20 protein-coding genes, 1 tRNA gene and 3 pseudogenes are annotated in these 23,779 nt (G+C 60.3%); 14 read left to right on the top strand and 10 right to left on the bottom strand.

The features are described from left to right. Nucleotides 1-4 precede the first annotated feature (4 nt). The 3 genes from L867_RS0104610 to L867_RS0104600 all read left to right on the top strand — a co-directional run bounded on the left by L867_RS0104610 (nucleotide 5) and on the right by L867_RS0104600 (nucleotide 1,823). Entirely contained in the window at nucleotides 5-409 is a 405-nt protein-coding gene (locus L867_RS0104610) for an Mth938-like domain-containing protein (RefSeq protein ID WP_037172616.1), read from the top strand. A gap of 53 nt (nucleotides 410-462) precedes the next feature. Continuing rightward, entirely contained in the window at nucleotides 463-1,281 is an 819-nt protein-coding gene (locus tag L867_RS0104605; RefSeq protein WP_408605960.1) for a phytoene/squalene synthase family protein, read from the top strand. 83 nt (nucleotides 1,282-1,364) lie between these two features. Further along, nucleotides 1,365-1,823 (top strand): hypothetical protein, encoded by a 459-nt coding sequence (locus L867_RS0104600; protein ID WP_028735788.1) that lies wholly within the window; start codon nucleotides 1,365-1,367, stop codon nucleotides 1,821-1,823. 7 nt (nucleotides 1,824-1,830) lie between these two features. On the opposite strand, the gene trmFO is transcribed toward L867_RS0104600, so the two are convergent. From trmFO to L867_RS26720, 3 genes are all read right to left on the bottom strand, one after another. Further along, nucleotides 1,831-3,252 carry a methylenetetrahydrofolate--tRNA-(uracil(54)-C(5))-methyltransferase (FADH(2)-oxidizing) TrmFO gene (gene trmFO / locus L867_RS0104595; RefSeq protein ID WP_037172610.1) on the bottom strand — a complete coding sequence of 474 codons (1,422 nt, stop codon included), beginning with the start codon at nucleotides 3,250-3,252 and terminating at the stop codon, nucleotides 1,831-1,833. Nucleotides 3,253-3,392: 140 nt separating this feature from the next. Beyond that, nucleotides 3,393-3,536 carry a DUF1127 domain-containing protein gene (locus L867_RS26725; RefSeq protein WP_084638459.1) on the bottom strand — a complete coding sequence of 48 codons (144 nt, stop codon included), beginning with the start codon at nucleotides 3,534-3,536 and terminating at the stop codon, nucleotides 3,393-3,395. 248 nt (nucleotides 3,537-3,784) lie between these two features. After that, entirely contained in the window at nucleotides 3,785-3,931 is a 147-nt protein-coding gene (locus L867_RS26720) for a DUF1127 domain-containing protein (protein WP_084638483.1), read from the bottom strand. Nucleotides 3,932-4,605: 674 nt separating this feature from the next. Between L867_RS26720 and L867_RS0104580 the strand changes: the two genes are divergently transcribed. Further along, nucleotides 4,606-5,709 carry a DUF2157 domain-containing protein gene (locus L867_RS0104580; RefSeq protein WP_028735786.1) on the top strand — a complete coding sequence of 368 codons (1,104 nt, stop codon included), beginning with the start codon at nucleotides 4,606-4,608 and terminating at the stop codon, nucleotides 5,707-5,709. Next, entirely contained in the window at nucleotides 5,706-6,296 is a 591-nt protein-coding gene (locus L867_RS0104575) for a GDYXXLXY domain-containing protein (protein ID WP_051438822.1), read from the top strand. The genes L867_RS0104580 and L867_RS0104575 overlap by 4 nt, the downstream gene beginning before the upstream one ends. A gap of 58 nt (nucleotides 6,297-6,354) precedes the next feature. Here L867_RS0104575 and L867_RS0104570 read toward each other — a convergent pair whose 3' ends face one another. Beyond that, entirely contained in the window at nucleotides 6,355-6,999 is a 645-nt protein-coding gene (locus L867_RS0104570; protein ID WP_146086583.1) for a hypothetical protein, read from the bottom strand. Nucleotides 7,000-7,306: 307 nt separating this feature from the next. Here L867_RS0104570 and L867_RS0104565 point away from each other — a divergent pair. From L867_RS0104565 to L867_RS26715, 5 genes are all read left to right on the top strand, one after another. Further along, nucleotides 7,307-7,391: transfer RNA gene (locus L867_RS0104565), tRNA-Leu, on the top strand. A gap of 185 nt (nucleotides 7,392-7,576) precedes the next feature. Further along, nucleotides 7,577-9,058 carry a trigger factor gene (tig, locus tag L867_RS0104560; protein WP_028735783.1) on the top strand — a complete coding sequence of 494 codons (1,482 nt, stop codon included), beginning with the start codon at nucleotides 7,577-7,579 and terminating at the stop codon, nucleotides 9,056-9,058. A gap of 563 nt (nucleotides 9,059-9,621) precedes the next feature. Then, the gene (locus L867_RS0104550; RefSeq protein ID WP_146086582.1) at nucleotides 9,622-10,224 is read left to right on the top strand and encodes a hypothetical protein; all 603 of its coding nucleotides are present in this window, start codon (nucleotides 9,622-9,624) and stop codon (nucleotides 10,222-10,224) included. Then, nucleotides 10,221-10,532 (top strand): hypothetical protein, encoded by a 312-nt coding sequence (locus L867_RS27275; RefSeq protein WP_104368030.1) that lies wholly within the window; start codon nucleotides 10,221-10,223, stop codon nucleotides 10,530-10,532. Before L867_RS0104550 ends, L867_RS27275 begins: the two co-directional genes overlap by 4 nt. Nucleotides 10,533-10,759: 227 nt before the next feature. Then, nucleotides 10,760-11,941, top strand: coding sequence for a retron St85 family RNA-directed DNA polymerase (locus L867_RS26715; RefSeq protein WP_169734062.1), 1,182 nt, complete (start codon nucleotides 10,760-10,762; stop codon nucleotides 11,939-11,941). A gap of 164 nt (nucleotides 11,942-12,105) precedes the next feature. Here the strand turns inward: L867_RS26715 and L867_RS26710 are convergent. From L867_RS26710 to L867_RS0104535, 3 genes and pseudogenes are all read right to left on the bottom strand, one after another. Then, nucleotides 12,106-12,306, bottom strand: a pseudogene (locus L867_RS26710) (Si-specific NAD(P)(+) transhydrogenase); the annotation flags it as partial. Nucleotides 12,307-12,374: 68 nt separating this feature from the next. Next, entirely contained in the window at nucleotides 12,375-13,175 is an 801-nt protein-coding gene (locus L867_RS0104540) for an endonuclease/exonuclease/phosphatase family protein (protein WP_028735779.1), read from the bottom strand. Nucleotides 13,176-13,378: 203 nt separating this feature from the next. Next, nucleotides 13,379-14,578 (bottom strand): MFS transporter, encoded by a 1,200-nt coding sequence (locus L867_RS0104535; protein ID WP_028735778.1) that lies wholly within the window; start codon nucleotides 14,576-14,578, stop codon nucleotides 13,379-13,381. A 142-nt stretch (nucleotides 14,579-14,720) separates the two neighbouring features. Between L867_RS0104535 and L867_RS0104530 the strand changes: the two genes are divergently transcribed. Further along, nucleotides 14,721-15,287, top strand: coding sequence for a TetR/AcrR family transcriptional regulator (locus L867_RS0104530; RefSeq protein WP_028735777.1), 567 nt, complete (start codon nucleotides 14,721-14,723; stop codon nucleotides 15,285-15,287). 42 nt (nucleotides 15,288-15,329) lie between these two features. Here the strand turns inward: L867_RS0104530 and sthA are convergent, their stop codons facing one another. From sthA to L867_RS0104515, 3 genes and pseudogenes are all read right to left on the bottom strand, one after another. After that, on the bottom strand, nucleotides 15,330-16,733 hold the full coding sequence (gene sthA / locus L867_RS0104525) for a Si-specific NAD(P)(+) transhydrogenase (protein WP_028735776.1): 1,404 nt from the start codon (nucleotides 16,731-16,733) through the stop codon (nucleotides 15,330-15,332). Between the two features lie 159 nt (nucleotides 16,734-16,892). Next, nucleotides 16,893-17,060 (bottom strand): annotated as a pseudogene (locus L867_RS26705) (JAB domain-containing protein); the annotation flags it as partial. 99 nt (nucleotides 17,061-17,159) lie between these two features. Next, nucleotides 17,160-17,390, bottom strand: coding sequence for a helix-turn-helix domain-containing protein (locus L867_RS0104515; protein WP_028735775.1), 231 nt, complete (start codon nucleotides 17,388-17,390; stop codon nucleotides 17,160-17,162). Nucleotides 17,391-18,084: 694 nt separating this feature from the next. Between L867_RS0104515 and L867_RS24585 the strand changes: the two are divergent. The 3 genes and pseudogenes from L867_RS24585 to L867_RS0104495 all read left to right on the top strand — a co-directional run bounded on the left by L867_RS24585 (nucleotide 18,085) and on the right by L867_RS0104495 (nucleotide 23,637). Next, nucleotides 18,085-19,208 (top strand): annotated as a pseudogene (locus tag L867_RS24585) (RHE_PE00001 family protein). Nucleotides 19,209-19,432: 224 nt separating this feature from the next. Then, complete coding sequence (locus L867_RS0104500) at nucleotides 19,433-21,724, top strand: ATP-dependent nuclease (RefSeq protein WP_028735773.1); 2,292 nt, start codon at nucleotides 19,433-19,435, stop codon at nucleotides 21,722-21,724. Next, nucleotides 21,721-23,637, top strand: a complete 1,917-nt coding sequence (locus tag L867_RS0104495; protein ID WP_051438820.1) for a UvrD-helicase domain-containing protein — start codon at nucleotides 21,721-21,723, stop codon at nucleotides 23,635-23,637. The genes L867_RS0104500 and L867_RS0104495 overlap by 4 nt, the downstream gene beginning before the upstream one ends. The last annotated feature ends 142 nt before the right edge of the window (nucleotides 23,638-23,779 follow it).

Here is a 23,779-nt window from a genome sequence, read left to right as displayed (position 1 = left end):
GCCGGTGTCGTCCTTCGGACCGACCGGCAAGGGTATCGTCATCCGGGAGGCCCATTTTCCGGGGCGGGCCCAGATCGACGCCTACGGCAATGGCGGCTTCCGCTTTGCCGACATGTCGCATCGGGGTTCGCTGCTGTTGCTGCCCTCGGGCATCTACGGCTGGGAGATGGACGAGACCATGCCGCTTTCGGTCGAGAATTTCCGCCGCGTCCTCGACGATGCGGCGGATATCGAGGTACTTCTGGTCGGCACGGGCGCCAAGCTTCGCCCCCTTCCGGCCGAACTGAAGGCTGCCCTCAAGGCAAGGGGCATCGCCAGCGATCCGATGGGCACGGGTGCAGCCATCCGCACCTTCAACATCATGCTCGCCGAGCAGCGGGCGGTTGCCGCCGCCCTGATCGCCGTCTGACGGCCGGGATGAACACCGTGAGCGATGCCGAGACAGGAAACCGCATTCTCGACATGTCGGGTCTGCGCGACAGTGATCGCGACCGCTATCTGGCGAGCCTGCTGACTCCGGCAGCCCGCCGCGGCGCGGTCGCCGCGCTCTATGCCTTCAATGCCGAGATCGCCCGCATCCGCGATGTGGTGCGCGAGCCACTGCCGGGCGAGGTCCGCCTGCAATACTGGCGCGACCTTCTGGAGGGCGCAGCACACGGTTCGACCGAGGCCAATCCTATCGCGGCGGCACTCCTGGACGCCATCCGCATCCACCGCCTGCCGATCGCCGCCCTGTCCGGCATGATCGAGGCGCGCGTCTTCGATCTCTACGACGATCCGATGGAAACGACGGTGATGTTCGAGGGCTATGCCGGCGAGACGGCAGCGGCACTCGTGCAATTGGCGAGCCTCGTGCTCGATCCGGACGCCGCGGCCGGGGCCGCCACCATCGCCGGTCATGCCGGCGTCGCCCAGGCCATCGCCGGTGCGCTGCTGCTGATGCCGACGCACCGGGCGCGCGGCCAGCTCTATCTGCCGCTGGAAATTCTCTCGGCGGTCGGGCTCGATCGGGAAACCTTCCTCGCCGGCGACGACAAGGCCAGGGTTTCGGCCGCGATCGAAGCTTTTGCCGGGCTCGGACGCGACCACCTGCGCAAGGCGCGTGAAGCGGGACGGCTACCCAGAAGCCTGGTGCCGGCTTATCTGCCGGTATCGCTGAGCGAACCGGTTCTGATCGCCGCCCAGCGGCGCGGCGCTGCCATCCTCGACGGCACGATCAGGCCGCCGCAATGGCGTCGCCAGCTGCGCATGCTGCGGGCCGCGGTGACCGGCAGCTTCTGAACCACCAAATTCGCGCAAGCCTCGGCTGCTATCGACTCGCGGTGAAAGGTCGGACGATGTCCGGCTGCAACGGGAGGTGAGGCGTGGCTTCGATTACCTGGATTGTGATTTTGGCACTGGTGGCCCTGTTCGCCTACTATTCGACGCGAATTGCGAAGCGGACGAACGAGGACAGTCTTCACGATACAGGACTGGCGCTTCTCGAATTCGGCCGGGCCTTTCCCAACGAAGCCATCCGCAGTCTCCACACGACGGAAGACGGCAATGCGGTCTTCGTGCGTCTGCACGACAACAAGGCCGGCTTCATGCGCAACATGCGCAGCCACTATGCCTGCCATCTGATCGAGCCGGGTACCGTGCGGGTGCGCGACCTGCGCAACGGGCGCGGCTTTGCCATCGAATTCCTCGACGCGCCGTTCCACAATGGCGAATTCACCTTCGCCTCGCCCCTGGAGGCCGCGGAAGTGTCACTCTGGCTACTGGGCAATTACGTGAGCAGTGCCGAGCGGGATGCGCCGTCGGGCGCGATCCCGACGGCCTGAGCGTCCGTCACGGCTGGGCGAGTTCGGAGGCTAGCCAGGCCTTGCAGTCGGCCAGGGCGCGCTCGGCCACCAGCTGACGCTTCATCACCGTCTTGTCCTTGCCGCGGAAGCGCTTGACGCCCTCCGGCTTGACGATCGAGCCCGGCGCCAGTTCCGGAAACAGCCCGAAATTGATGTTCATCGGCTGGAACGACCGCTTGCCGGGCTCCTCGTGGCTGACCAGATGCCCGCCGGTGATGTGGCGCAGCAGCGAGCCCATGGCCGTCGTCTCGGGCGGCAGGGAGATGATCTCGCCCTTGCGGTCGGCGGCGGCGAAGCGGCCGGCCAGCAGGCCGATCGATGCACTCTCGACATAGCCCTCGCAGCCGGTAATCTGGCCGGCGAATCGAAGGCCCGGCCGGCTCTTGAGCTGCAGCGACGGATCGAGCAGCACCGGTGAGTTGATATAGGTGTTGCGGTGCAGGCCGCCGAGACGGGCGAACTCGGCATTTTCCAGGCCCGGGATCATGCGAAAAATCTCGGATTGCGCGCCGTAGCGCAGCTTGGTCTGGAAGCCGACCATGTTGTAGAGCGTGCCAAGCGCATTGTCCTGGCGCAATTGCACCACGGCATAGGCCTTGACGGTCGGATTGTGGGCATTGGTCAGCCCCATGGGCTTCATCGGCCCGTGGCGCAGCGTTTCGCGGCCGCGTTCGGCCATGACTTCGATCGGCAGGCAGCCGTCGAAATAGGGCGTGCCTTCCCATTCCTTGAAGCCGACCGTGTCGCCGGCGATCAGGGCATCGACGAAGGCGTTGTACTGGGCTTCGTCGAGCGGGCAGTTGATATAGTCCTTGCCCGTGCCGCCGGGACCGACCTTGTCGTAGCGCGACTGGTACCAGCAGATGTCCATGTCGATCGAATCGCGGTGGATGATCGGCGCGATGGCGTCGAAGAAGGCCAGCGCGTCTTCGCCGGTCTCAGTGCGGATGGCCTCGGCGAGGTCGGGAGAGGTCAGCGGGCCGGAGGCAATGATCGCCGGACCCCAGTCCTGGGGCGGCAGGCCGGTGACCTCTTCGCGCACCACGGTGATCAGCGGATGCGCATGGATCGCCTGGCTGACGGCGTCGGAAAAGCCGTCGCGGTCGACGGCGAGCGCGCCGCCCGCCGGAACCTGGTGCTTGTCGGCGCAGGCCATGATCAGCGATCCGGCCAGCCGCATCTCGGCATGGATGACGCCGACGGCATTGGCCGTCGCATCGTCCGAGCGGAAGGAGTTCGAGCATACCAGCTCGGCAAGGCCGTCTGTGCGGTGCGCATCCGTGCCGCGCACGCCGCGCATCTCGTGGAGAATGACCGGAACGCCGGCCTGCGCGACCTGCCAGGCGGCTTCCGAGCCGGCAAGTCCGCCACCGACGACATGAATGGGGGAGGGAGTGGTTTTCATCATGGCGTGCTGCTTATCACGGGACGGTTTGGCGGCCAATCCTTTCCCGTCCGCCGCGGGCAGGGCACGCCGTACGGAAGGGGCCAGAATCGAAAACGGCACCCGAAGGTGCCGTTTTCCACTGCTCTGCTCAACCTGCGCTATTAGCGGAAGGAGCGGGCAGCAATATTGCGGATTTCGTAGCGGGTGATGCCGATGTCGGACAGGGCCTGGTTGGACAGGTTGCCCAGTTCGGCGATGGTGCGGCGGTAGCTCATCCAGTTCTTGGCGATGCGGATCGGGTTCATGGTCGTTTCCTCGGGGTCAATCTTGTTCCGCTGATCCTGTGGTCTCGTCCACATCAGCGATTGACCGCTTTATACGCCTGTAAAACAATATTGTGCAGTGCAAAGAATAAGCGACTGCTATGCAAATGTGCATGGTGTGCTGCAATAAAAGGCAATTATCGGGAGGCGGGCATCGGCGCCTGAAAAAGCGGCAAAGAAAAAGCCTCCCGCAAGGGAGGCCTCTTGGCATGCAGAATATCTCGTCAGGATCAGCTGGCGACGGCGTGACGTGCCACGCGGCGGATGTCCTCGCGGCCAATGCCGAGGTCGCGAAGTTCGCGATCGGACATGCGGCCGAGTTCGTTGACGGTCTGACGATACTTGCGCCAGTTGTTGAGCGAGCGAGCGATGTTCATGGTCTTTCCTCTTTCCGGTTGCGGCTCCCCGGGGGCGGGTGCCTGCTTGAATTCGATGACCGGAATATATGCTGCGCTGCGAAAAAGCGGAAGTGACATCGCCGTATGACTCCTATGCGGTGGGCGCATAGAGGCATGGTTAACATGCGGTAAACTGGCGCATTTTTCGGCGCTTGGTCGCGCAGCGCGGAGCCTCGGGAGCGGGCTTGCGCGCTGCACTATGGGAAATCGGCCGGATTGGGAAGAGGGCAAAAAAATAACGCTCACCGGGGGAGGAGGATCCGGTGAGCGCCATTTTGAGAGACCGACGACTGGGAGGAGGAGTGTCGTCAGTCAGTTCGACGCTGCGCTGGGAGGAGGAGTGCGCAGGGTCGAAGGTCGTATCGGCGGAGGACCGCCGCGTGAGTGAAAACGAAGAGACTTCGTCCGCGCTCTGTTGAAAATCACATTAAGCTGAAACTCCGATCTTGTGCAGTGCAATATCGTCATGGAAGCCATGCGCCGACTGCATGATGGGTCGACTGCATGATGGACGGAGTGCAGATTGTCGCACGGGCGCGGAGCCCCCGATTGTCTTTTGCCGGCGTTCGGCTCAAGAATGGCGCAAACGACGGGACGGCGCCCGTGCCAGGCGGCACGAGGCGCGCCGAACCGGGGCTGGGGACGGAGAGTTCATGTATCGCGGGCGGTTGAAACGAGACCTCGACATCTGGGTGGGCAAGGGCCTGATCGGGCAGGGCGTTGCCGACGCGCTGCTGCAGGAACATGATTCCCGCCGATCGTCTTTCAGCATCGGCGGCGTGCTGATGATTCTGGCGGCCGTGCTGATCTCCGCCTCGATCCTGCTGCTGATCGCCGCCAACTGGGAGGCGATCCCGCGGCTGGTCAAGGTTGGCGGCATCGTCGCGCTGATCTGGGTCTTCCATCTGCTCGCAGCCCTTGCCTTCGGCCGTGGCGCCGACCGCCTCGGCGGCGCTTTGCTGGTGCTCGGAGCCGCCTGTTTCGGCGGGGCGATCGCGCTGATCGGCCAGCTCTATCATCTGTCGGGCGATGCCTTCGACGCCATGCTCGTGTGGTTCGCCATGACCGCCGTGTCGGCGGCCGCTTTCCGCTCGGGGGCATTGACGGCCATGGCCGGCATCCTGTCCTTTGCCGCTTTCGCCGCCCTGCTCGAACAGTTCAACGCCGATTGGCACATGCTCTACGGCTGGTGGCCGGTGTTTTCCGGCCTCGTCATCGGTTTGCTGTCGCTGTGGACCGGCGCCGACCGGGCGCGGCATTTCGTCTATTGGCTGCTGCTCGCCTGGTTCGTCTGGATCTATACGCTGTCGATCGAGGTCGAGACGGCAACCGCCTATGCGGCGGCCGGCACGATCGCCTTCCTGGTGGCCACCCTGCCGATGTCGCCGGTGGCGAAATTCCTGCGGCGGTTCGAACCGGCCTTTGCCTTCTATGCGCTGGTGCTGGCGCTTCTCGGCCTTGGCCTGCTGCATGCCGAATGGACGGATGGAGAAGCGCTCGCCCTGCTCGGTATCGCCACGATCGCCCTGGCGCTTGCCGCGCTGGCGCTCGAAGGGCGGGACAATGGCGCGGTGCGCTTCCTCGCCTATGCCGCCTTTGCCGGCGAAGTGCTCTACCTCTCCTATGTGACGATCGACTCCATGCTCGGCACCTCCGCCTTCTTCCTGCTGGCCGGTCTGGTCGTCGCAGTGCTGGCGGGCGTGGTGGTGAAGCTTGAGAAAGTGTTTGCCCGGCGGGCCGTGGAGGCAAGGACATGACTGTGGAAACCCGGAAACCGAACACTATGCGCTATCTGGCCATCGCACTGGGGCTCACGGTTCTGCAGACCGCGGTGCTCGGCTGGATGATCGAGAGCCGGGCCGGCATTTTGCGCTCCGGCGAAGAGATCCTGCTGAAGACGATGCCGGTCGATCCGCGCGACCTGCTGCGCGGCGACTATGTCATCCTCGCCTATGACGTCTCGACCATCCCCGCGACGCTCATCACCGGCGATCGTCCGGACGGTCCCGGCTGGCAGGTGATGCAGGTGCGGCTGAAGCCCGGCGTGGATGGTTTATGGACGGTCGCGGAGGCTTCTTTCGGCGCGCTGGCGCCGGAGGAGGGCAGTGTCGTGCTCCAGACGCAACGCTTTTACTATTACGGCGCGGTCGATGCGGGCGACAGCCTGAGGGTCGACTACGGCATCGAGCGCTTCTACGTGCCGGAAGGCGAGGGGCACGAGATCGAGACGGGTCGCAATGCGGGCGAGGTCACCGTGGTCGTCCGCGTGGGCAAGGCGGGCCGCGGCCAGATCCGCGAGCTGCGCATGGATGGCACGGCGCTGTACCAGGAGCCGTTGTACTAGCCGTTCGGCTGGCGGGCTCCTTGGCCGGCGTTCGCCCCGGCGGCCGGAGGAAGCTGCGTTAACCGGCACCGTTTCCGGTCAGCAGACCGTTGATCTGTCCGGCGAGTGCTTCGATCTCCTCCTCGGCGTCGATCGGCACGACGCCGACCACCGAACAGAGATCCGAGACATAGCCGTTGATCGTCTGCCGCACGCAGCTCAGATAGCGGTCGGGCCGCACGCCGGCGGCGATCATCTCCTCTTGCGTCACCGGATAACGCGGCGAAAGCAGCCTGGCATTTTCGATCTGCAGCCCGGCTGTCGGACCAAAAGAGCGGAAATTGCGCTTGTAGTTGCGCGCGACGATCAGCGCGCCCGGCCTCGGTCCGAGGCCGGCGGCGTGGAGACGCCGGCTGGCGATCCAGATCTCGGCGAGCCGCCGGGAGATCGGCGTGGCCAGAGCTTCCTTCCACACCGAAATGGGATAGCGTCCGCTGAACGCGGCTTCGTCGATCTGCGACAGTTGACGGTCCGTCGGACGGCTTCGCGCAGTCGAATCGATCTTGCCGGATCGGACATGGAAGTATTTCTCCTGTCGCGCCGGATTGTAGAACATCCACTTGCCCAGATGAACGTCATAAAGCCGGCCGTCGATACGACAGCGCTTCGTCAAGGTGTTGAGAGAGAGGGTCGAATAGACCACGCAAGGAGGGGGAGATGCCATTGGCGACTTTCCCGATGGTTGCTTGTGACGGTTTTATGACGAAAATGCCGATATACTCGCCGATGTAAAGATGGAAATTGAGCGCCGCAGGGTTGCAGTGCGCGCCGGGCGATCCACCGACGCCGGATGCCGTGGGGCGGTCGACCGACTGCACACGGCTTTCGGCGCGCCATCCGCCGCCCGCGCCTTTCCGTGTGTGGGCGGCGGAGAAGGCGTCATTTTTCCTTTGCGCGCGTAAAAACGGGTGATATAGAGACGCGCGCTCCGGAGGGGCCATGCGCAAGGGCTGCATGCGTTTGCTTTGGACGCGGGTATGGTGAAATTGGTAGACACGCCAGATTTAGGTTCTGGTGCCGCAAGGCGTGGGAGTTCAAGTCTCTCTACCCGCACCAGATTGCCGAGCGGGGCGGTGCGAGACGGACCGGGTGACGATCCCGCTGCTGTTATCACCGTTTTGCCTGGCAGGAATGCTTGAAGACTGCGCCGCAGCCACGTCCGGGAACATAGGATTCCGGCGTCGTGCTCAGGGAAACAACCGGCTGTCCGAGCACGGCCGCCACGACATGAAGGTAAGAACATGCAGGTTATCGAAACGCTCGCTGAAGGGCTGAAGCGCGAAATCAAGGTCGTCATTCCGGCCAAGGACATGGAAGCTCGCATGAATGAGCGCCTGGCCGAGACCAAGGACAAGGTCCGCATCAACGGCTTCCGCCCGGGCAAGGTTCCGGTCGGTCACCTGAAGAAGATGTACGGCAAGTCGATCATGGCCGAACTGGTCAACGAGATCATCCGCGAACAGCCGTCCGCCATCCTGTCGGAGCGCGGCGAAAAGTCGGCGACCCAGCCGGAAATCGCCATGACCGAGGACGAGGCCGAAGCCGACAAGATCCTCACCGCCCAGGCCGACCTCGAGTTCACGCTCTCCTACGAGATCATCCCGGCGATCGAGCTGAAGTCGGTCGACGGCCTCAAGGTCACCCGCGAAGTGGTCGACGTCTCGGATGCGGAAGTCGTCGAGCAGATCGAGAAGATCGCCGAAAACGCCCGCACCTTCGAAACCAAGAAGGGCAAGGCCGCCGAAGGCGACCGCGTCACCATGGATTACCTCGGCAAGGTCGACGGCGTTGCCTTCGACGGCGGCAAGGACGAGGATGCGGAACTGGTCATCGGTTCGAACCGCTTCATCCCCGGCTTCGAAGACCAGCTCGTCGGCCTCAAGGCTGGCGATGAAAAGGTCATCACCGTGAACTTCCCGGCCGACTATCCGGCCGCCAACCTTGCCGGCAAGGAAGCCACCTTCGACATCACCGTCAAGGAAGTGGCCAGCCCCGCCGCCATCGAGCTCAACGACGAACTCGCCTCCAAGCTCGGCATCGAATCGCTCGACAAGCTGAAGGAAATCGTCCGCGGCCAGATCGAGAGCCAGTACGGCAACGTCACCCGCCAGAAGGTCAAGCGTCAGATCCTCGACCAGCTGGACGAGCTCTACCAGTTCGACACGCCCTCCAAGCTCGTCGACGCCGAGTTCGAGAACATCTGGCGCCAGATCAACACCGATCTCGCCCAGTCCGGCAAGACCTTTGCCGACGAAGACACGACCGAAGAAGAAGCCCGCACCGAATACCGCACGCTCGCCGAGCGCCGCGTTCGCCTCGGCCTCGTTCTGTCGGAAATCGGTGAAAAGGGCGGCGTCGAAGTCTCCGAGGACGAAATGCAGCGGGCCCTGTTCGCCCAGCTTCAGCAGTTCCCGGGCCAGGAAAAGCAGATCCTCGACTTCTTCCGCAACACGCCCGGCGCTTCCGCTTCGCTGCGCGCCCCGATCTTCGAAGAGAAGGTCATCGACAAGCTGCTGGCTGAAATCGACGTGACCGACAAGAAGGTCTCCAAGGAAGAGCTGCTGGCCGACGACGAAGCCGAAGAAGGCGACAAGCCGGCCAAGAAGGCAGCCCCGAAGAAGAAGGCCGCCGCCAAGGCTGACGACGCTGCCGAAGGCGACGACGCCGCTCCGAAGAAGAAGGCTGCTCCGAAGAAGAAGGCCGCCGAAGGCGACGCCGAGTAAGCTTTGGGTTGTTGATTGGAATGTGGAAAGGCCGCCCGGTGGGGCGGCCTTTTTGCGTTTGGGGGGAGGGGCTATGGGGCGGCTGTGGGGCCGGGAGCTGTGAGGCAGCTTCTGGGAACGAATCGGGGGAAGCAGACATTCGGCAGTGATTGCCGGTCGTCGCTTCCGGCCCTTTGCGGACACTCAGAAACCCTTCACATTCTGCGCCGCTGCCCTTCATCGCTGCCTTTCGTTTACTGGGATTCGTCCTGCAGAAAAATTGTAAACACGAACGCTGCCGTATTGTGGTTGTGGCAGATGAACTGTCTTTGTATTGTTCGTCGAAGAGCTGAAGGGGAAGACGATCTAATGGGTGGCTCAGAGGCATTGATTGGACAGTGGAAGGCCTCCGGCGGCGACGAGATGGCAAATTTGCAGTGTTTTTCCTTTGGCATCCGGCGCGACCTATATGACCAATTGGCGCGTCGCCTTATACGCGCTAGGAAAACCAGTAAGCAGCCGTTGTTGGATAGTCTGGCGGCATTGGGGCGGGCCAAAAAGGTGGAAAATGGAAGGCTAGCTGCGTGAGTGCCAATCATCCACCAAAGCGAACATTAATGATTCTCGACCAAGAGGCTTTTCAGAATGCAGCAACAGCCGCGGGGCTGCAATTTAAAGTTTTTCTTGCGGGACCTTACGTTGAAACCACCGGGCGAAAACCAGGCCGGGGCGCCGTCAACAAGGCGAAGCGTCTAAGGTTCGCCCTTTACCATCGGCTCACGGAGTTTGGTTGGGTCGTTACGATGGGGGAGTATCCGAATTTAATCGAAGCTGCCAATCCGCTTCTTGGTGCCCGAAACAATGCTGCCAGCGCTGAGTTGTTACACGCAAAGCATTCGACCGATGCTATCGTAATGCTTCCTAGCAGCCCCGGATCTTTCCTGGAGTTGGGTGCTTTCGCTTTGCATGCCGATGTATGTCAGAAAATGCTGATAATTATAGACAAAAAGCACGAAAACGACAAACCCAACTATCTTAATACCGGTCCAATTCCGGGAGCCAAAAAGAAGGGTGCTGAGGTCATGTTCATCGACTATGACGATCAAGACTCCTGTTGGGCTGCCGTCGAGAACTTCGTCATAGATCAGGGTAACCGGGTCGCAGAAAGCAAGATGCTCGCGCCATGAAGAAAATAGACCCCCTCTTTGCCTATTTTTCGATCCTAGCTGTCATTCAACCAGCCAGGATTCAAGATATTGAGGCGAGCGCGCGGCAGCTTTTGAGTCCGGCGTACGCAAATGAATTGGTTGAAGGTGGACATCTTCGCAAAGCGCACGAAATCGCTCGCGAAAACGAGATGGTTCTGACGGTCAGAAAAGGCGTCTACTTCACAGCGCCAAAGGCGCGGCATTTAGTTCGACGTGCTGGTTTGGAGCGTTCAATTGATAATCGGCGATTTTTCTTGATGAAGTCGCAGAGGCGGTGGTATAAATGATAAGCGAGTTGGTATCGCGTTCAGCTTGTTCGCTGTTTCGGCGAGCCGGTGTTCAGGTTCGGTTTGAAGTTGCTCACGGCCTAGATCGAAGAGGCATTTTGCCTCAGGTCTTCGCCAAAATTCCTCTTCGACCTAGGCCGCGCGCTCAAAGCAGTCTTACATTCAGAGACTGGAAGTTGCTGTAGATGCCAACTCGCTCATATTACTTTCCCAAAGATTTTAAGCACTTGGAGCAAATTCTCTGGGCTGAACAAGATGGGTTTTCAGAAGAGCAGGCCATGCACTTCAGAAATCTTGGACTTCCTCCCATACCCACCGTTGGTTCACTGCCTCTTTTTCTCGGCATAAGTCCAAAAACAATTTTTTCAATCCGAGGCAAACCAAGGAAACACTATCGTTCATTTCCTATAAGGAAGAAAGATGGAACCCCTAGGTACATCGATACACCAAGAACGTATCTCAAAGTGATACAGTGGTGGATATTGGACAATATTCTAAACCACGTACAAATTGCGGATAATGTATTTGGATTTGTTTCTGGCCGAAGCGCGGTCCAAAACGCCGAATTTCACCTTGGTGCAGCTCATATGCTGAACATAGATATTGAACAATTTTTCCCATCGATCACGATTGACCAAATACGCGCGATTTATGGTTCCTTGGGCTATGGGGCAGAGGTAGCGAACTTGCTTGCGGAGTTATGCTGTCTCGACGATCGCGTGCCGCAAGGTGCCCCCACAAGTCCTGCTTTGGCAAACCTTGTGCTCCGCGATCTGGACAAAGAACTGTCCAGACTCGCTTTGCAAACAGGCCACAAATATTCCCGTTATGCGGATGACCTTACTTTCAGTTCTTCACACCGGATTGAGACTGAATTCCTTGACGCCGTCCAGACGGCAGTTGAGCAGGAGGGATTCAATCTCAAGCCTGGAAAAACAAGGTTTTCAGGGTTGGGAGGGCGCATGGAAGTCACAGGTGTCGTCATCAACGAGAAGACGCAACCCAGTCGGGTCTGGCGCAGACGAACTAGGGCTACTCTACATAAACTGGGGAACAGCCCCAGACTGACTAGGAAAAATGTCTCCTATCTTCTTGGCATCAAGGGGATGGCTAAGCAGTTTCAAAATAGTCCGCAAATGCAACGCTTTTCGCTCGATGTTGAACAATTACTGGAAGCTAAATCTCAGACTGTGATCGGCAAGGGTACGCGGCCAATTCTTCCGAATAGGCTGACCATTCGCCAAGCAGAAACGCTTGCCGCATTGGCTCCGCGAAGAACCAATATGGAAATCGCCATGCGACTTGAGACGACCGAAGCGGCCGTCAAAAAAAGACTTCAGGAGGCATTCAAAAAAATTGGAGTCGTGGATCGAACTGAGGCTCTGAATTGGGCAACTCATAATCTCTGATTCCAGCGGCCGCTACTGCAGATGGTGGTTCAAGTCTCGCACCTAAATGAAGGTCCACTTCCGGCCCCGTCAGGACCTTCGTGCGGAGTGCAGCGAATGGCTGCTTTCGGGAGTTGGATCCAAGACCGTGAATGACCGATTTGAAGGCGCAAGCCAGCCACCCCTCACGCTCCCTGCAGTTCCCCCATACGGTTCCACGCATCCAGCCCGGCGATCTTGTAGGCCTCGGCGAGGGTGGGATAGTTGAAGGTGTTCTCGACGAAATATTCGACCGTGCCCTTGAGGTTCAGCACCGCCTGGCCGATGTGGACGAGTTCGGTGGCACCTTCGCCGACGATGTGGACGCCGAGCAGGCGGCGGACTTTCGAACGGACATGTAGAAAGGCCGCCCGGTGGGGCGGCCTTTTTGCGTGATGGACTGTCGTTGTCCTTGTCAGAACTCCAGCAGCAGGGGGCAGTGATCGGAGACTTCCGGCGTGCGCACGACGTCGAAGCGCTTCACGTCGACTTCCGCCGTCACCAGCAAATAGTCGGCGAAACGGCCCTCTTTCTTGTAGAACGAGGTGCGGGTATCCCGGTGGCCGCGCGACGTGATCAGGTCCTCAAGGCCGAGCGTGCCGAGCGTTTCGAATGTCGCGCTGCCCGGCAGGAGATTGAAGTCGCCGCAGACGACGAGCGGTTCGTCGGGTCGCCAAACGCGTTCGATCAGCGCCTTGAAGGCCGCGGCCTGGGCCGCCCGGGCGGGCGTGTCGCCCTTTCCGGCGATGTCGCGCAGACCGTGGATCTGGGCGACGCTGAGGGAACGGCCGGCCTCGTAGTCGAACAGCCGGACACAGTGGGCATTGCGCGATCGCGGATGCGGGCCGAAACCTTGCGGAGAGAACGAGCCGTGGACGAAGTCCATGGCCTGGCCGATGACCGGCAGGGAATTGCGCACGAAGGTCGCCAGGCCGAATTCCTGCCAGCAACTGGCCTCGCCGTCGAACAGTTCGCCGCGTGCGGTGGGGCAGAAGACGCCGTCATGGCCGGGCAAGGCCGCACGGATCTCGTCGAACAGATTGGCGCGCTGCTGCAATTCCACGCCATGGTCGCGATAGCTCAGCCACTCCGACCGGCTGGACGGCGCGCGCGGCACCTCCTGCAGGCAATAGATGTCGGCATCTGCCTCGACGAGATAATCCATCAGGGGCGCATGCAGCATGCCGCCCCAGACATTCAGCGATATGATCCGCATCGTGCTTCTGCCTCTGACCCTCTAAGTCCGTCATGGTGCCGGCGGGATTGAACACGCAACCGCGCCGCTCCGCCAGAGGTTTTGATGGCGAAGAGGACGCGCGGCATAACGGTGCAGGGCGCTTGGCCCCGCGGCCACGGGCGCAGTCACGCGATGACCGTGCGATGGTTTTCGTCCGGCAGTGGGGCGCGAGCGGCCGCCTGTCAGCGGTGGACGGGCAGGCGGCGCGTCGCGACGAGCGAAATGGCGGCCAGCAGCAGCACGCCGCCGCCATAGGCGTAGCTTGTGCCGGCAAGGCCGAGATAGGGGGCGGTGAGGCCCGCGACAATCGCCGGGAGCGAGAAGGCGAGATAGCTTTCGACGAAGAAGGCGGATAGCAGGGCTGCCCGGTCATCGGCATCGGCCAGCGGCAGCACGATGCGCAGAATGGCGGAAAAATTGGCCCCGAATCCGATGCCGACCACAGCCGTGCCGGCAAACAGCAGCACGACATTCTGCAGGTGGATGCCGGTCAGGCTGACGACCACGCCGATCATCAGCGACAGCGTGCCGATCACCATGATCCGGCTGGCCGCCAGACCCCGTAGGGTCATCACCGAAAGGCTCGCGACCAGCATCAGCATCGAGACGACCGATGCGCCGATCAGCGGCGAGCGTATGCCGGTGGCGACGCTGACCAGGCTCGGCATCAGCGAGAGGTAGAAGCCGGCGAGAGCCCAGCCGGCAACATTGACCGGCGTGGTCATCAACACGGCGGCCAGCGCCTTGGCGGGAATGCGGACGGCGGGTCTAAGCGAGGCGAGCGCGCCGGGCTTGCTCTGCGTCGTTTCCGGCATCCGCGTGAGGAGTACGATCTCGACGAGGGTGACGACCAGCAGGACGGCATAGACCAGATGCAGCGGGGCCGGCGCGAAGGTCACCAGCAGGCCGGCGAGCAGCGAGCCGGCGAACAGGCCGATGAAGGGGGCAATGCTGTTGAACAGCGAGCCGCGGGAGGGATCGCTGTCCATGATGGCGGCGCCGAGGGTGGGGATGGCAATGCCGGCGGCTAGGCCCTGAACCAGCCGCGCAGCGATCAGCAGGCCGAGCGAATCGGCAAAGGCAAAGAGCAGCATCGCGCCGGCATTGAGTAGCAGCGCAGCCAGAATCACCGGCTTGCGGCCGACATAGTCGGAGAGACTGCCGACGGTCAGCAGGGCGGCCAGAAGGCTGAACGCGTAGCAGGCGAAGATAATGGTCACGTCGAAGGGCCGGAGATGCAGTACTTCCTGGTAAAGGTGGTAGAGCGGCGTCGGGGCGCTGCTGCTGGCCGGGAATGTCATCGAGGTGAAGAAGCCGTAGACCGTTACGGCTCCCCGGCCGAACCGAGGCCTCGAGCTGGAAAAAGCGCTGTCCATTGACATTGGGCGTCCTAAAGCGAAATAATTGCGTTAACGCAATTTAGGCGAAGTTCGGCATTAATGCAATTCCTTTGCGTTAATGGATCGCAAGAATGATGGAAGGCGGCGCGATCTTCAGCGTAAGCCCTCCGGGAAAGTGAATGAGATGGCAAAGGAACTGGTGCGGCAGGGCGGCCGCAGCGCCCGCATTCAGACGGCGGTCCATCAGGCCGTGGAGGCCCTGCTTGAAAAGCATGAAAGGACCGAGCTGACGGTACCGTTGATCGCCGAACAGGCGGGCGTGACGCCGTCCACGGTCTATCGCCGCTGGGGCGATCTCTCCGACCTGCTGGCCGACGTCGCCGTGCGGCGGATGCGGCCCGTCGCCGATCCGGAGGACACCGGCGCGCTGAGCACCGACCTCGAGACCTGGGCGCTGCAATTCATGGAGGAAATGTCGTCTCGGGTCGGCAGGGAACTGCTGGGTGACATCTTTGCCACGAGCGGCGAGGGGATTTATCCGCTGCGATGCTGCAATTACACCTATGACCAGCTCGGCGTGCTGCGCGAGCGTGCCATCCACCGCGGAGAGGCGTCATTCGAGGTGGGCGAGGTGATCGATCGGGTCGTCGCGCCGATCGTTTATCACATCCTGTTCGGCGACCGGGACCTTACCGACGACTATTGTCGCGGTCTTGTCGCCGGGCTGCCCTTCCTGTCGAAGACCGCATAGCCGGGGATCGTCACCCGGCGGCGGCGGCTCTTGAGAGGGCTTTTACGCCCCCTGCAATTCCCCCATCCGGTTCCACGCATCCAGCCCGGCGATCTTGTAGGCCTCGGCGAGGGTCGGATAGTTGAAGGTGTTCTCGACGAAGTATTCGACCGTGCCCTTGAGGTTCAGCACCGCCTGGCCGATGTGAACGAGTTCGGTGGCGCCTTCGCCGACGATGTGGACGCCGAGCAGGCGGCGGGTCTTCAGCGAGAAGATCATCTTCAACAGGCCGCTGTCGAGGCCCATGATATGGCCGCGCGAGGTCTCGCGGAAATGCGCGACGCCGCATTCATAAGGAATGCCGCGCTGCTGCACTTCCTCTTCGGTCAGCCCGCAGGTCGAGATTTCCGGCACGGCATAGATGCCGTAGGGGAAGAATTGCGGCGGCTCCTGTGCCGGCGCGCCGACCGCGTGGCGGGCGGCGATGCGGCCCTGTTCCATCGAGGTCGAGGCAAGCGAGGGGAAGCCGACGACGTCGCCCGCGGCATAAATGCCGGGAACGGCGGTCTGGAACGTGTCCGGATCGACCTTGATGCGGCCGCGGCTGTCGGCTTCGAGCCCGCAGGCGGCAAGGTCGAGGCTGTCGGTCGCGCCGACCCGGCCGGCGGCGAACAGCACCATTTCGGCGATCATCGAGCGGCCGTTCTGCAGCGTCACGCGACACTTGCCGGTCTGGTCCTTCTCGACCTTTTCCACCGTCTGGCCGAAGACCAGCTTCATGTTGCGGTCGCGCAGCTGGTAGGCGAAATCCTCGACGATCTCCTTGTCGAGGAACTCCAGCATGCTGTCGCGCGGCTCGATCACGGTGACGGCGGTGTCGAGGGCGGAGAAGATGGTGGCATATTCGATGCCGATGACGCCGGCGCCGATCACCACCATCGAGCGCGGCAGGTCCTTGATCTCGAGGATTTCGTCGCTGTCGATGATCTTGTCGCCGTCGAAGGGGATATGGGCAGGGCGATAGGGCCGCGTGCCGACGGCCAGCAGCACGGCTCCCGCATGCACCCGGATGATCTCGCCATCCTCCTTCTCGACCTCCAGCGTGTTCTTGTCGATGAAGCGGGCATGGCCGCGAAGCTGGGAAACCCGGTTGCGGGCAAACTGGTGCTCCAGAACGTCGACCTCGTGGTCGAGCGTGATCAACAGGCGGCGGCGCAGGTCTTCCGCCGAGATCTCCTGCTTGACGCGGTAGGAGCGGCCGTAGAAGCCGCGCTCGCGCCAGCCGGTCAGGTTGAGGGCCGTCTCGCGCAGGGTCTTGGACGGGATCGTGCCGGTATGCACGGAGACGCCACCGACGCGCGTGCCCTTCTCGATCACCAGGACCTTCTTGCCGAGCTTGGCGGCCTGGATGGCTGCCCGGCGTCCGGCCGGTCCGCTGCCGACGACGACGAAATCATATTGGTTCATGCCTGGTATCCCCGAATGTCGGACGCAAGTCTGGTCGCCCCGCGCGATCTGCCCCGGGCGGCACGATAGCAGGCCATCCTAACCGTTTCGTTATCGGTTTTCGCATTGCGGCAAGAGAGAGGGCTGCGGGCGCCGAAGACCGCAAAGCACGGGCCGACTTCAGATCAGCCGCAGTCCTCTGAGGCTCGCATGGCCGTCGCGGCCGATGATGATGTGGTCGTGAACCGCGATGCCGAGCGGCTTTGCCGTGTCGACGATCATCTTGGTCATGTCGATGTCGGCGCGCGACGGGGTGGGGTCCCCCGACGGATGGTTATGGACGAGCAGCGGAGTTCTCGTAACGCGTTGTAATGAAATAACTATTGGCGGTGACGCCGATGGCTGGGATCTGCAGCCGGGGCAGCAGATCCGCAGCGTTTGCGAACTTCACGGCCGATCATCAATCGGCATACGGGAGCTTTTCGCATCACGGCATTTGACCTTGTTCTTCTGATCCCAAGCTTCAAGTTCGTAGAGCGGATACAGAACCGCCTTGCCGATCTTGACGAAGTTGGGGCCGATGCGCAATGCGCGCCAGTTTCTCAGTGTTCCGACGGAGATGCTGCCGCGATACCGATCGGAAACTTCTTCAGCGGTGAGGTACTTAAAGCTGTCCACGTGACACTCCTTTGTTCAAGTTTGCTACAGCACGACGCGTTGAGCAAAGAGCAATGAAAGCGAAGGCGAGAAGCATGCGAGCTCGAAAGAAGATCACAAAAATAGGGTCGTGCTAACTCGCAGATTTGCGACTCGAACCGGGCTGATCGAGACGCCCCAGTCTTTGTTGACTGTACCCCCACTCCCACCGGACAGTCGGCAGGCTCAAGCACATATGCCACGTTCCTTGAAAGGGTCGGACGCCTCCAATAGGCCGGCGGCAACTACCGTCCTGGTAGAGGAGCTAGACCTGTTTGCCGTGCACAGGCGGGCCAAAAGCCCGTGATCGTCTTTTGGAGTGTCGCTTTCCGCCGACGGCTTCGATTCTGCCGGTCAGCACCAGGATCGAGCCCAGGACTCTGAGCTGCGATTGCGAGTTGGAGATCGGAGCCGGGGCGATGTTGTGAGTGCAGTATTCCGAAATATTGTCCGTATTTGGTGTAGTTAAATAGTCGAGTGCGGATCCTGTGAATCCGACGTCGACTAGATACTAAATAACTGAGATTAATAAAGCTCCAGGATATGAGGCGTTTTGGAGCGCAGGTGTTTGAAAGTCTATAAGGGGTATTTATAGATGGTTATAGGATTAACCCGTAACCATACCATGTGAGGAACTGCAATATTTAGATATATGTTCCGTAAGGAATGATGTACAATGAATTCAATGGCTTGTGATTTCGCGAAAATCAGCATAGCAACCTATATGCGGTCGGCTTTCGACGCCGGTGTCGCTCTCACCCGGCTCGACGAGAGCATCGCCCGTTCGCCGGTCGACCAAGGATGGATCGATCGGTCCCATTTCACAGACGCTTGCGCCTCGCTGTGGATCGACCGCGAACTGGTCTATCTCGAAGACCTCGTCCTCCACGACGCTACCCGCGATATCCGCACGCCCACCCACGAACTGACAATTGCCCGCGACGTCTTACGCACCCGCCGGCGCATCGCTGCGCAGTTGCCGGGCTGGGCGTTGTCGACCGACGGGTTCGTGCGCTGAGGCAGGCGTCAGATCTAACGGCGGTCAGCGCAGACTCCGCAGAGGTGCTTGGCTCCACCAGACGTGCGATCCCGACCGATCCGGAAGGGGAGGATGTCGACGCCATCGAAAACCTTCCTGGCGCCGACTATGCCGCCATTGATGCGGTGCTCGCGCGATCGGAGGCCGCGATCAAGAACGTAACACGGCCCGGTCGCTCCGACGCGGCGGAAAAAGATCCGCTGGTGTGTGATCTCGACTGGGACGAGGATGCGCGGCTTGACGAATGGCAGAGCGTGCAGCGGCACGCCGAGAACTTGCCGGCTGTGCTGCAGGCCATCGTCGTCCTCGATGCCTGGAACGAACTTCCCGTCCTTCAGCACGCGCCCTGGCTTGGCCGGCTGTTTTCCGCATCCATCCTGCGCTAGGCCAGGGTCACCACCGGTGACCATCTCGCCGCCATCAATCCCGGCCTGAAAACAATTCCCGTCGATTGGCGCAGGCATCGTCATCGGGAGACCCGATTGCTCGCCATTGCTCACGGCCTGATCGCGGCCGCCGAGCTCGGCCTGAAGGAGCATGACCGGTTGGCGTTGGCGCGCACGATGTTCGAGCGAAAGCTGGGCGGATGCCGGACATCTTCAAGGCTGCCGGAGTTGGTCTTGGCAAAACCATTGGTGTCGGCCGGGATGGTGGCTAAGACGCTCGATGTGACGCCGCAGGCGGCGCGGCGGATTGTTTTGGAGCTCGGCCTGAGGGAGATGACCGGGAGGGGGAGGTTTCGGGCTTGGGAGGTAATCTGAACTATCCAACTCGACTATCGAACGAAGCATACTGTCTAGGATCATACGCCAGTAAATTCGTTCATCTCAACGCGGAGACGCGAGGACGTGAATGCCAACGAGTTGGCAATCGCCAAATTAACACTGGCAGAATGGCAACCTAGCGGTGCAACACGTCACTTCTACGCGAGACAGGGTCAAAGACTCCCAATAGACTATCTTCGACACTCGAGGGGGAGTTATGTATGAGAATCAAGTTTGTTGAGGTCTCTAATTTTCGGAAACTGAAGTCGACCCACATTGATTTCGACAAGAAGACCACGATCTTCGTAGGGGCCAATAACAGCGGAAAGACTTCCGCCATGGTTGCCCTACGATATTTCCTCCTGTCTCCGACCCGGCTCGCGTTGCGAGACATCACGATCGCGAACTGGACCAAGATCGATGCGCTGGGAGAGGCTTGGGAAGCCGAAGCGGAAACCGATATCAATCTCGATGACCTCCTCCCTGCTCTAGATGTCTGGCTAGACGTTCCCCTTTCGGAGATCCAGCACGTCGTCCATGTCCTTCCAACGCTTGATTGGAGTGGAGGCCTCCTTGGCGTGAGGCTGAAATATCACATTGAGGATATCGACAGCCTCAAGGCCGAATACCTGCTCCAGCGCAGCGCCGCTCAGGCCGCTGTCACGAAGGGCCCTGGCGGCGAAGTGGTTAAAATCCAGATCTGGCCGAAGAGCCTGACCGATTTTCTGGAACGCCGCCTTCGTGCTCATATCGGAATCGAGGCATTCGCGCTCGACCCCTCCGCGGTCGTCGCTCCGGCGAAAGGACTGGCAGCACCCCAGATTCTGCCCACCACCGCTTTGCCGCTCGATAAGGCACCGTTCAAAAACCTCATCAAGATTGACGAAATTGCCGCGCAGCGAGACTTTGCGGATTCCCATGAAAAAAGTCAGAGCGGCGACGAGGGTTCGGAATCCAGCACTCGCCGCTTTAAGCGCCGACTTTCCGACCAGTTGCGCTCCTACTATGATCGCCACCTTGACCCGGCAAAAACGCCATCAGAGCAAGACTACGAAGCCCTTGGCGCGATTCAAACGGCCGAGCGCAATTTCGATAAGCGACTGGAAGTCGGGTTTGCTGCCGCCTTCGAAGAGCTTGAAGACCTTGGCTATCCCGGAATGGCGAATCCTAAACTTAAGATCTCTACTCTTTTGCAAGCCATGGATGGGCTGAAGCACGGCTCGGCCGTGCAATATCAAGTCGCAGACCCCAGCGGAGACGGCACCAAGGCACTGAAGCTGCCTGAAGACTACTCGGGGCTGGGTTATCAGAACCTGATCGCCATGGTTTTCATGCTCATGGGCTATCGCGACGAGTGGATGCGCGTCGGTAAGGCATCCTTGGATAGCGAGGGCGGCATACAGGAGCAAATTCAGCCTTTGCACCTGGTGCTCGTTGAGGAACCTGAGGCTCACCTTCATGCGCAGGTGCAACAGGTTTTCATCAACAAGGCCTACAATCTCCTTCGCAAGCACGATCAGCTTGGCGATAAGACCACTCACTGTACGCAGTTGGTTGTCAGCACTCATTCGAGCCACGTTGCGCACGAGGCTGACTTCGCCAACCTGCGTTATTTTCGGCGACGACCGGCACCCTCAATGGGCGATACGCCCACCACCACCGTTGCGAATTTGTCGTACATTTTCGGCGAAGGCGACGAGACGAGGCGTTTCGTTCGGCGTTACCTCAAGGCTACGCATTGCGATCTCTTCTTCGCCGACGGCATCATCTTCGTTGAGGGGCAGGCCGAGCGCATTCTCGTTCCCCATTTTATACGCCATCACTTTCCTGACCTTTCGCGTCGTTACGTGACGCTGCTTGAGCTTGGTGGCAGTCATGCTCATAGTTTTCGTGAACTCGTCGATGAGTTGGGCCTTGCGACCCTGATCATCGCCGACCTTGACGCCACCGTCGCGATCAAGGTCCCGGTCAAGGGCGGAGGCGAAGCCATTCGATGGAAAGCGGCGAAACCAAAGCGCGGGGCTGAACAGAAATCCGCAAACCAGGTACTCAAGGAGTGGCATCCGTCAAAAGTTCTGATCGATGAACTGATCGCGCTCGATCCTGCTGATCATCAATCTTCCGGTTCGGACGGCTACGAGCTATATGTTGCCTATCAGAAGCCCGTCAGCGTTTCAGCTCCTGACGGTAAAACTCAGGAAGTCATTCCTCGGACCTTTGAGGACGCGCTTATCCTTGAAAACCTGACTGTCGTCGCAGATGTTGAAGGATCGACGACCAGCGCCAAGATTAAAGCTATCGTGAATGATAACCCCAATGGCGAGGAGCTTGAAGATGAACTTTTCGAGCTACTGAAAACAGCTGAGAAGGCGGCTTTCGCCCTCGACTGCTTGATGTTGAACGACCCCACGGCGCTCAAGCCACCCCAGTATATTCGGCGAGGTCTGGAATGGTTTGAGCGCGCTGTCGGAAAAGATATCGCGGCGAGTGAACCGAAGGGAGCCACCACATGAGTCCCCTCGCCATCGAACTGGGTGCGCCTGATACCGACCGCGACGCCGATCTCGCGATCAGCGCATGTTTGAACCCAAACGATCCGAAAAGTTTCTTTCTCTATGCAGGAGCCGGTTCAGGTAAGACGCGCTCGCTCAAGGAGGCGCTCCACGGCTTCCGCGATAAACATGGGGTCGAGTTTCGGCAAGCCGGGAAAAAGGTCGCCGTTATCACATATACCAATGCGGCAGCCGATGAGATCGCTGCACGCGTTGGCCAAGACACCCTGTTCCCGATATCAACCATACATAGCTTTTGCTGGTCGCATATTGGCACTTACTACACCGATATTCAGGCTTGGCTGCTGGCAACGCTTCCCAACGATCTTGCCGACTTACGCCAAAAGCAGTCCAAAGGGCGCGCTGGCAAGGCTTCGGACGACCGCGAACGAGCAATCGCCGCGACGATCAAGCGGCTCGAATGGCTTAGCATCCCTCGGCGTTTCACCTACAGTCCCAACGGCGATAACTTCGGAGCGGATTCACTCTCCCATTCCGAGGTTTTAAAAATTACGGCGGCGTTCATCCTGGAAAAGCCGGCAATGCAGGCCGTGCTTGTGAATAAGTTTCCATTTTTGCTGATCGATGAAAGCCAAGACACCAACAAAATACTCATCGACGCTTTCTTCGCTTTGGCGGCTGCAAACAAGGGCAAGTTCGCACTCGGTCTCTTTGGAGACACGATGCAGCGGATCTACGCTGACGGTCTCCCGGATCTCGGACGGAACATTCCTCCAGATTGGGCTAGGCCTTTAAAGCGCATGAATCACCGGTCTCCCCAACGTGTCGTGCAATTAGGCAATTCGCTGAGGTCCGCCGTAGATAACCAAATCCAACTAGCGCGGAACGACAGCATTGTTGGCACCGTTAGGCTCTTTATTGTTGCGGCAGATGCAACCGACAAACCGAACAAGGAACGAAAGGCGCGCGAGCGCATGGCAGAGCTCTGTGGTGATGCCGGTTGGAAAAAGGATGGCACCGTCAAGACACTCACATTAGAACATCATATGGCGGCGGCGCGTCGTGGCTTCGTGCCGATGTTCCAGGCCCTAGACAAGGATTCCCGGCTCTCGACGGGTCTAAGGACCGGCGAACTCGCAGGACTGCGTCTTTTCACCGAGCGCGTCGCACCTCTGCTTGCGGCATCGACCGCCGGCGACGAGTTCGCCGTCATGGCTCATCTCCGCAAGAACTCCCCCCTTTTAAAACGGTCGGTGCTGGCCAATAGCTCGACCCCGGACGATCCACTCCTGCCTGCCCGCGCAGCAGTTGGGGCGCTTCTAGCACTAGGTGCGGAGAACCCTTCGACACGGCTTCTCGATATTCTCGAGTGTGTCGCGGAACATCGATTGTTCGAAATCCCGGCAGCGTTGCGTCCGTTTATCGAGGCTGAACCAGTGCCAGTTGCGCCTGAAACGACTGTTCAAAATCCCGAGGATAATGAGACCGAGGGGGAAGCCGAGGCATCCCCTTCTAGTTTGCAGGCATGGCGGGCCTTCCTTGAGACGCCTTATGATCAGATCGCGCCATACGCCGAGTACATCAGCAATCGTGGTCCATTTGGCACACACCAGGGCGTCAAAGGGCTTCAGTTCGACCGCGTGCTAGTCATCCTCGACGATAGCGAAGCGAGAGGCTTCCTATTCTCATACGAAAAACTGTTCGGTGCCAAACCACTCTCAGACCAAGACCGTAAGAATGCCGCCGAGGGCGCCGATACAGGCATCGACCGAACCAGACGACTTCTCTACGTCACTTGTACGCGCGCCGAGAAGAGCTTGGCCCTCGTTGCCTATACAGAGAGCCCCGACACGCTTGCTGCTGCGGTGGTCAAACAAGGGTGGTTCAGCGCCGATGAACTTGAGCGGCTGTGAAGGTCTCTCGATCAAAATGCTCTGATCCCGGCTGGGAAAAGGAGCGGAAGCATGAAGGCATCGAAGCTCTCGGACGCCCAGAAGGCGTCAACCTAAAAGATGTTACGACCCGAGTTTCCGTTATAGATGATTATCCTTTCTC

It is taken from the genome of Paenirhizobium selenitireducens ATCC BAA-1503 (genome assembly GCF_000518785.1).
GTDB classification, from domain to species: domain Bacteria; phylum Pseudomonadota; class Alphaproteobacteria; order Rhizobiales; family Rhizobiaceae; genus Allorhizobium; species Allorhizobium selenitireducens.
This window is presented reverse-complemented; position numbering and strand designations above follow the sequence as displayed.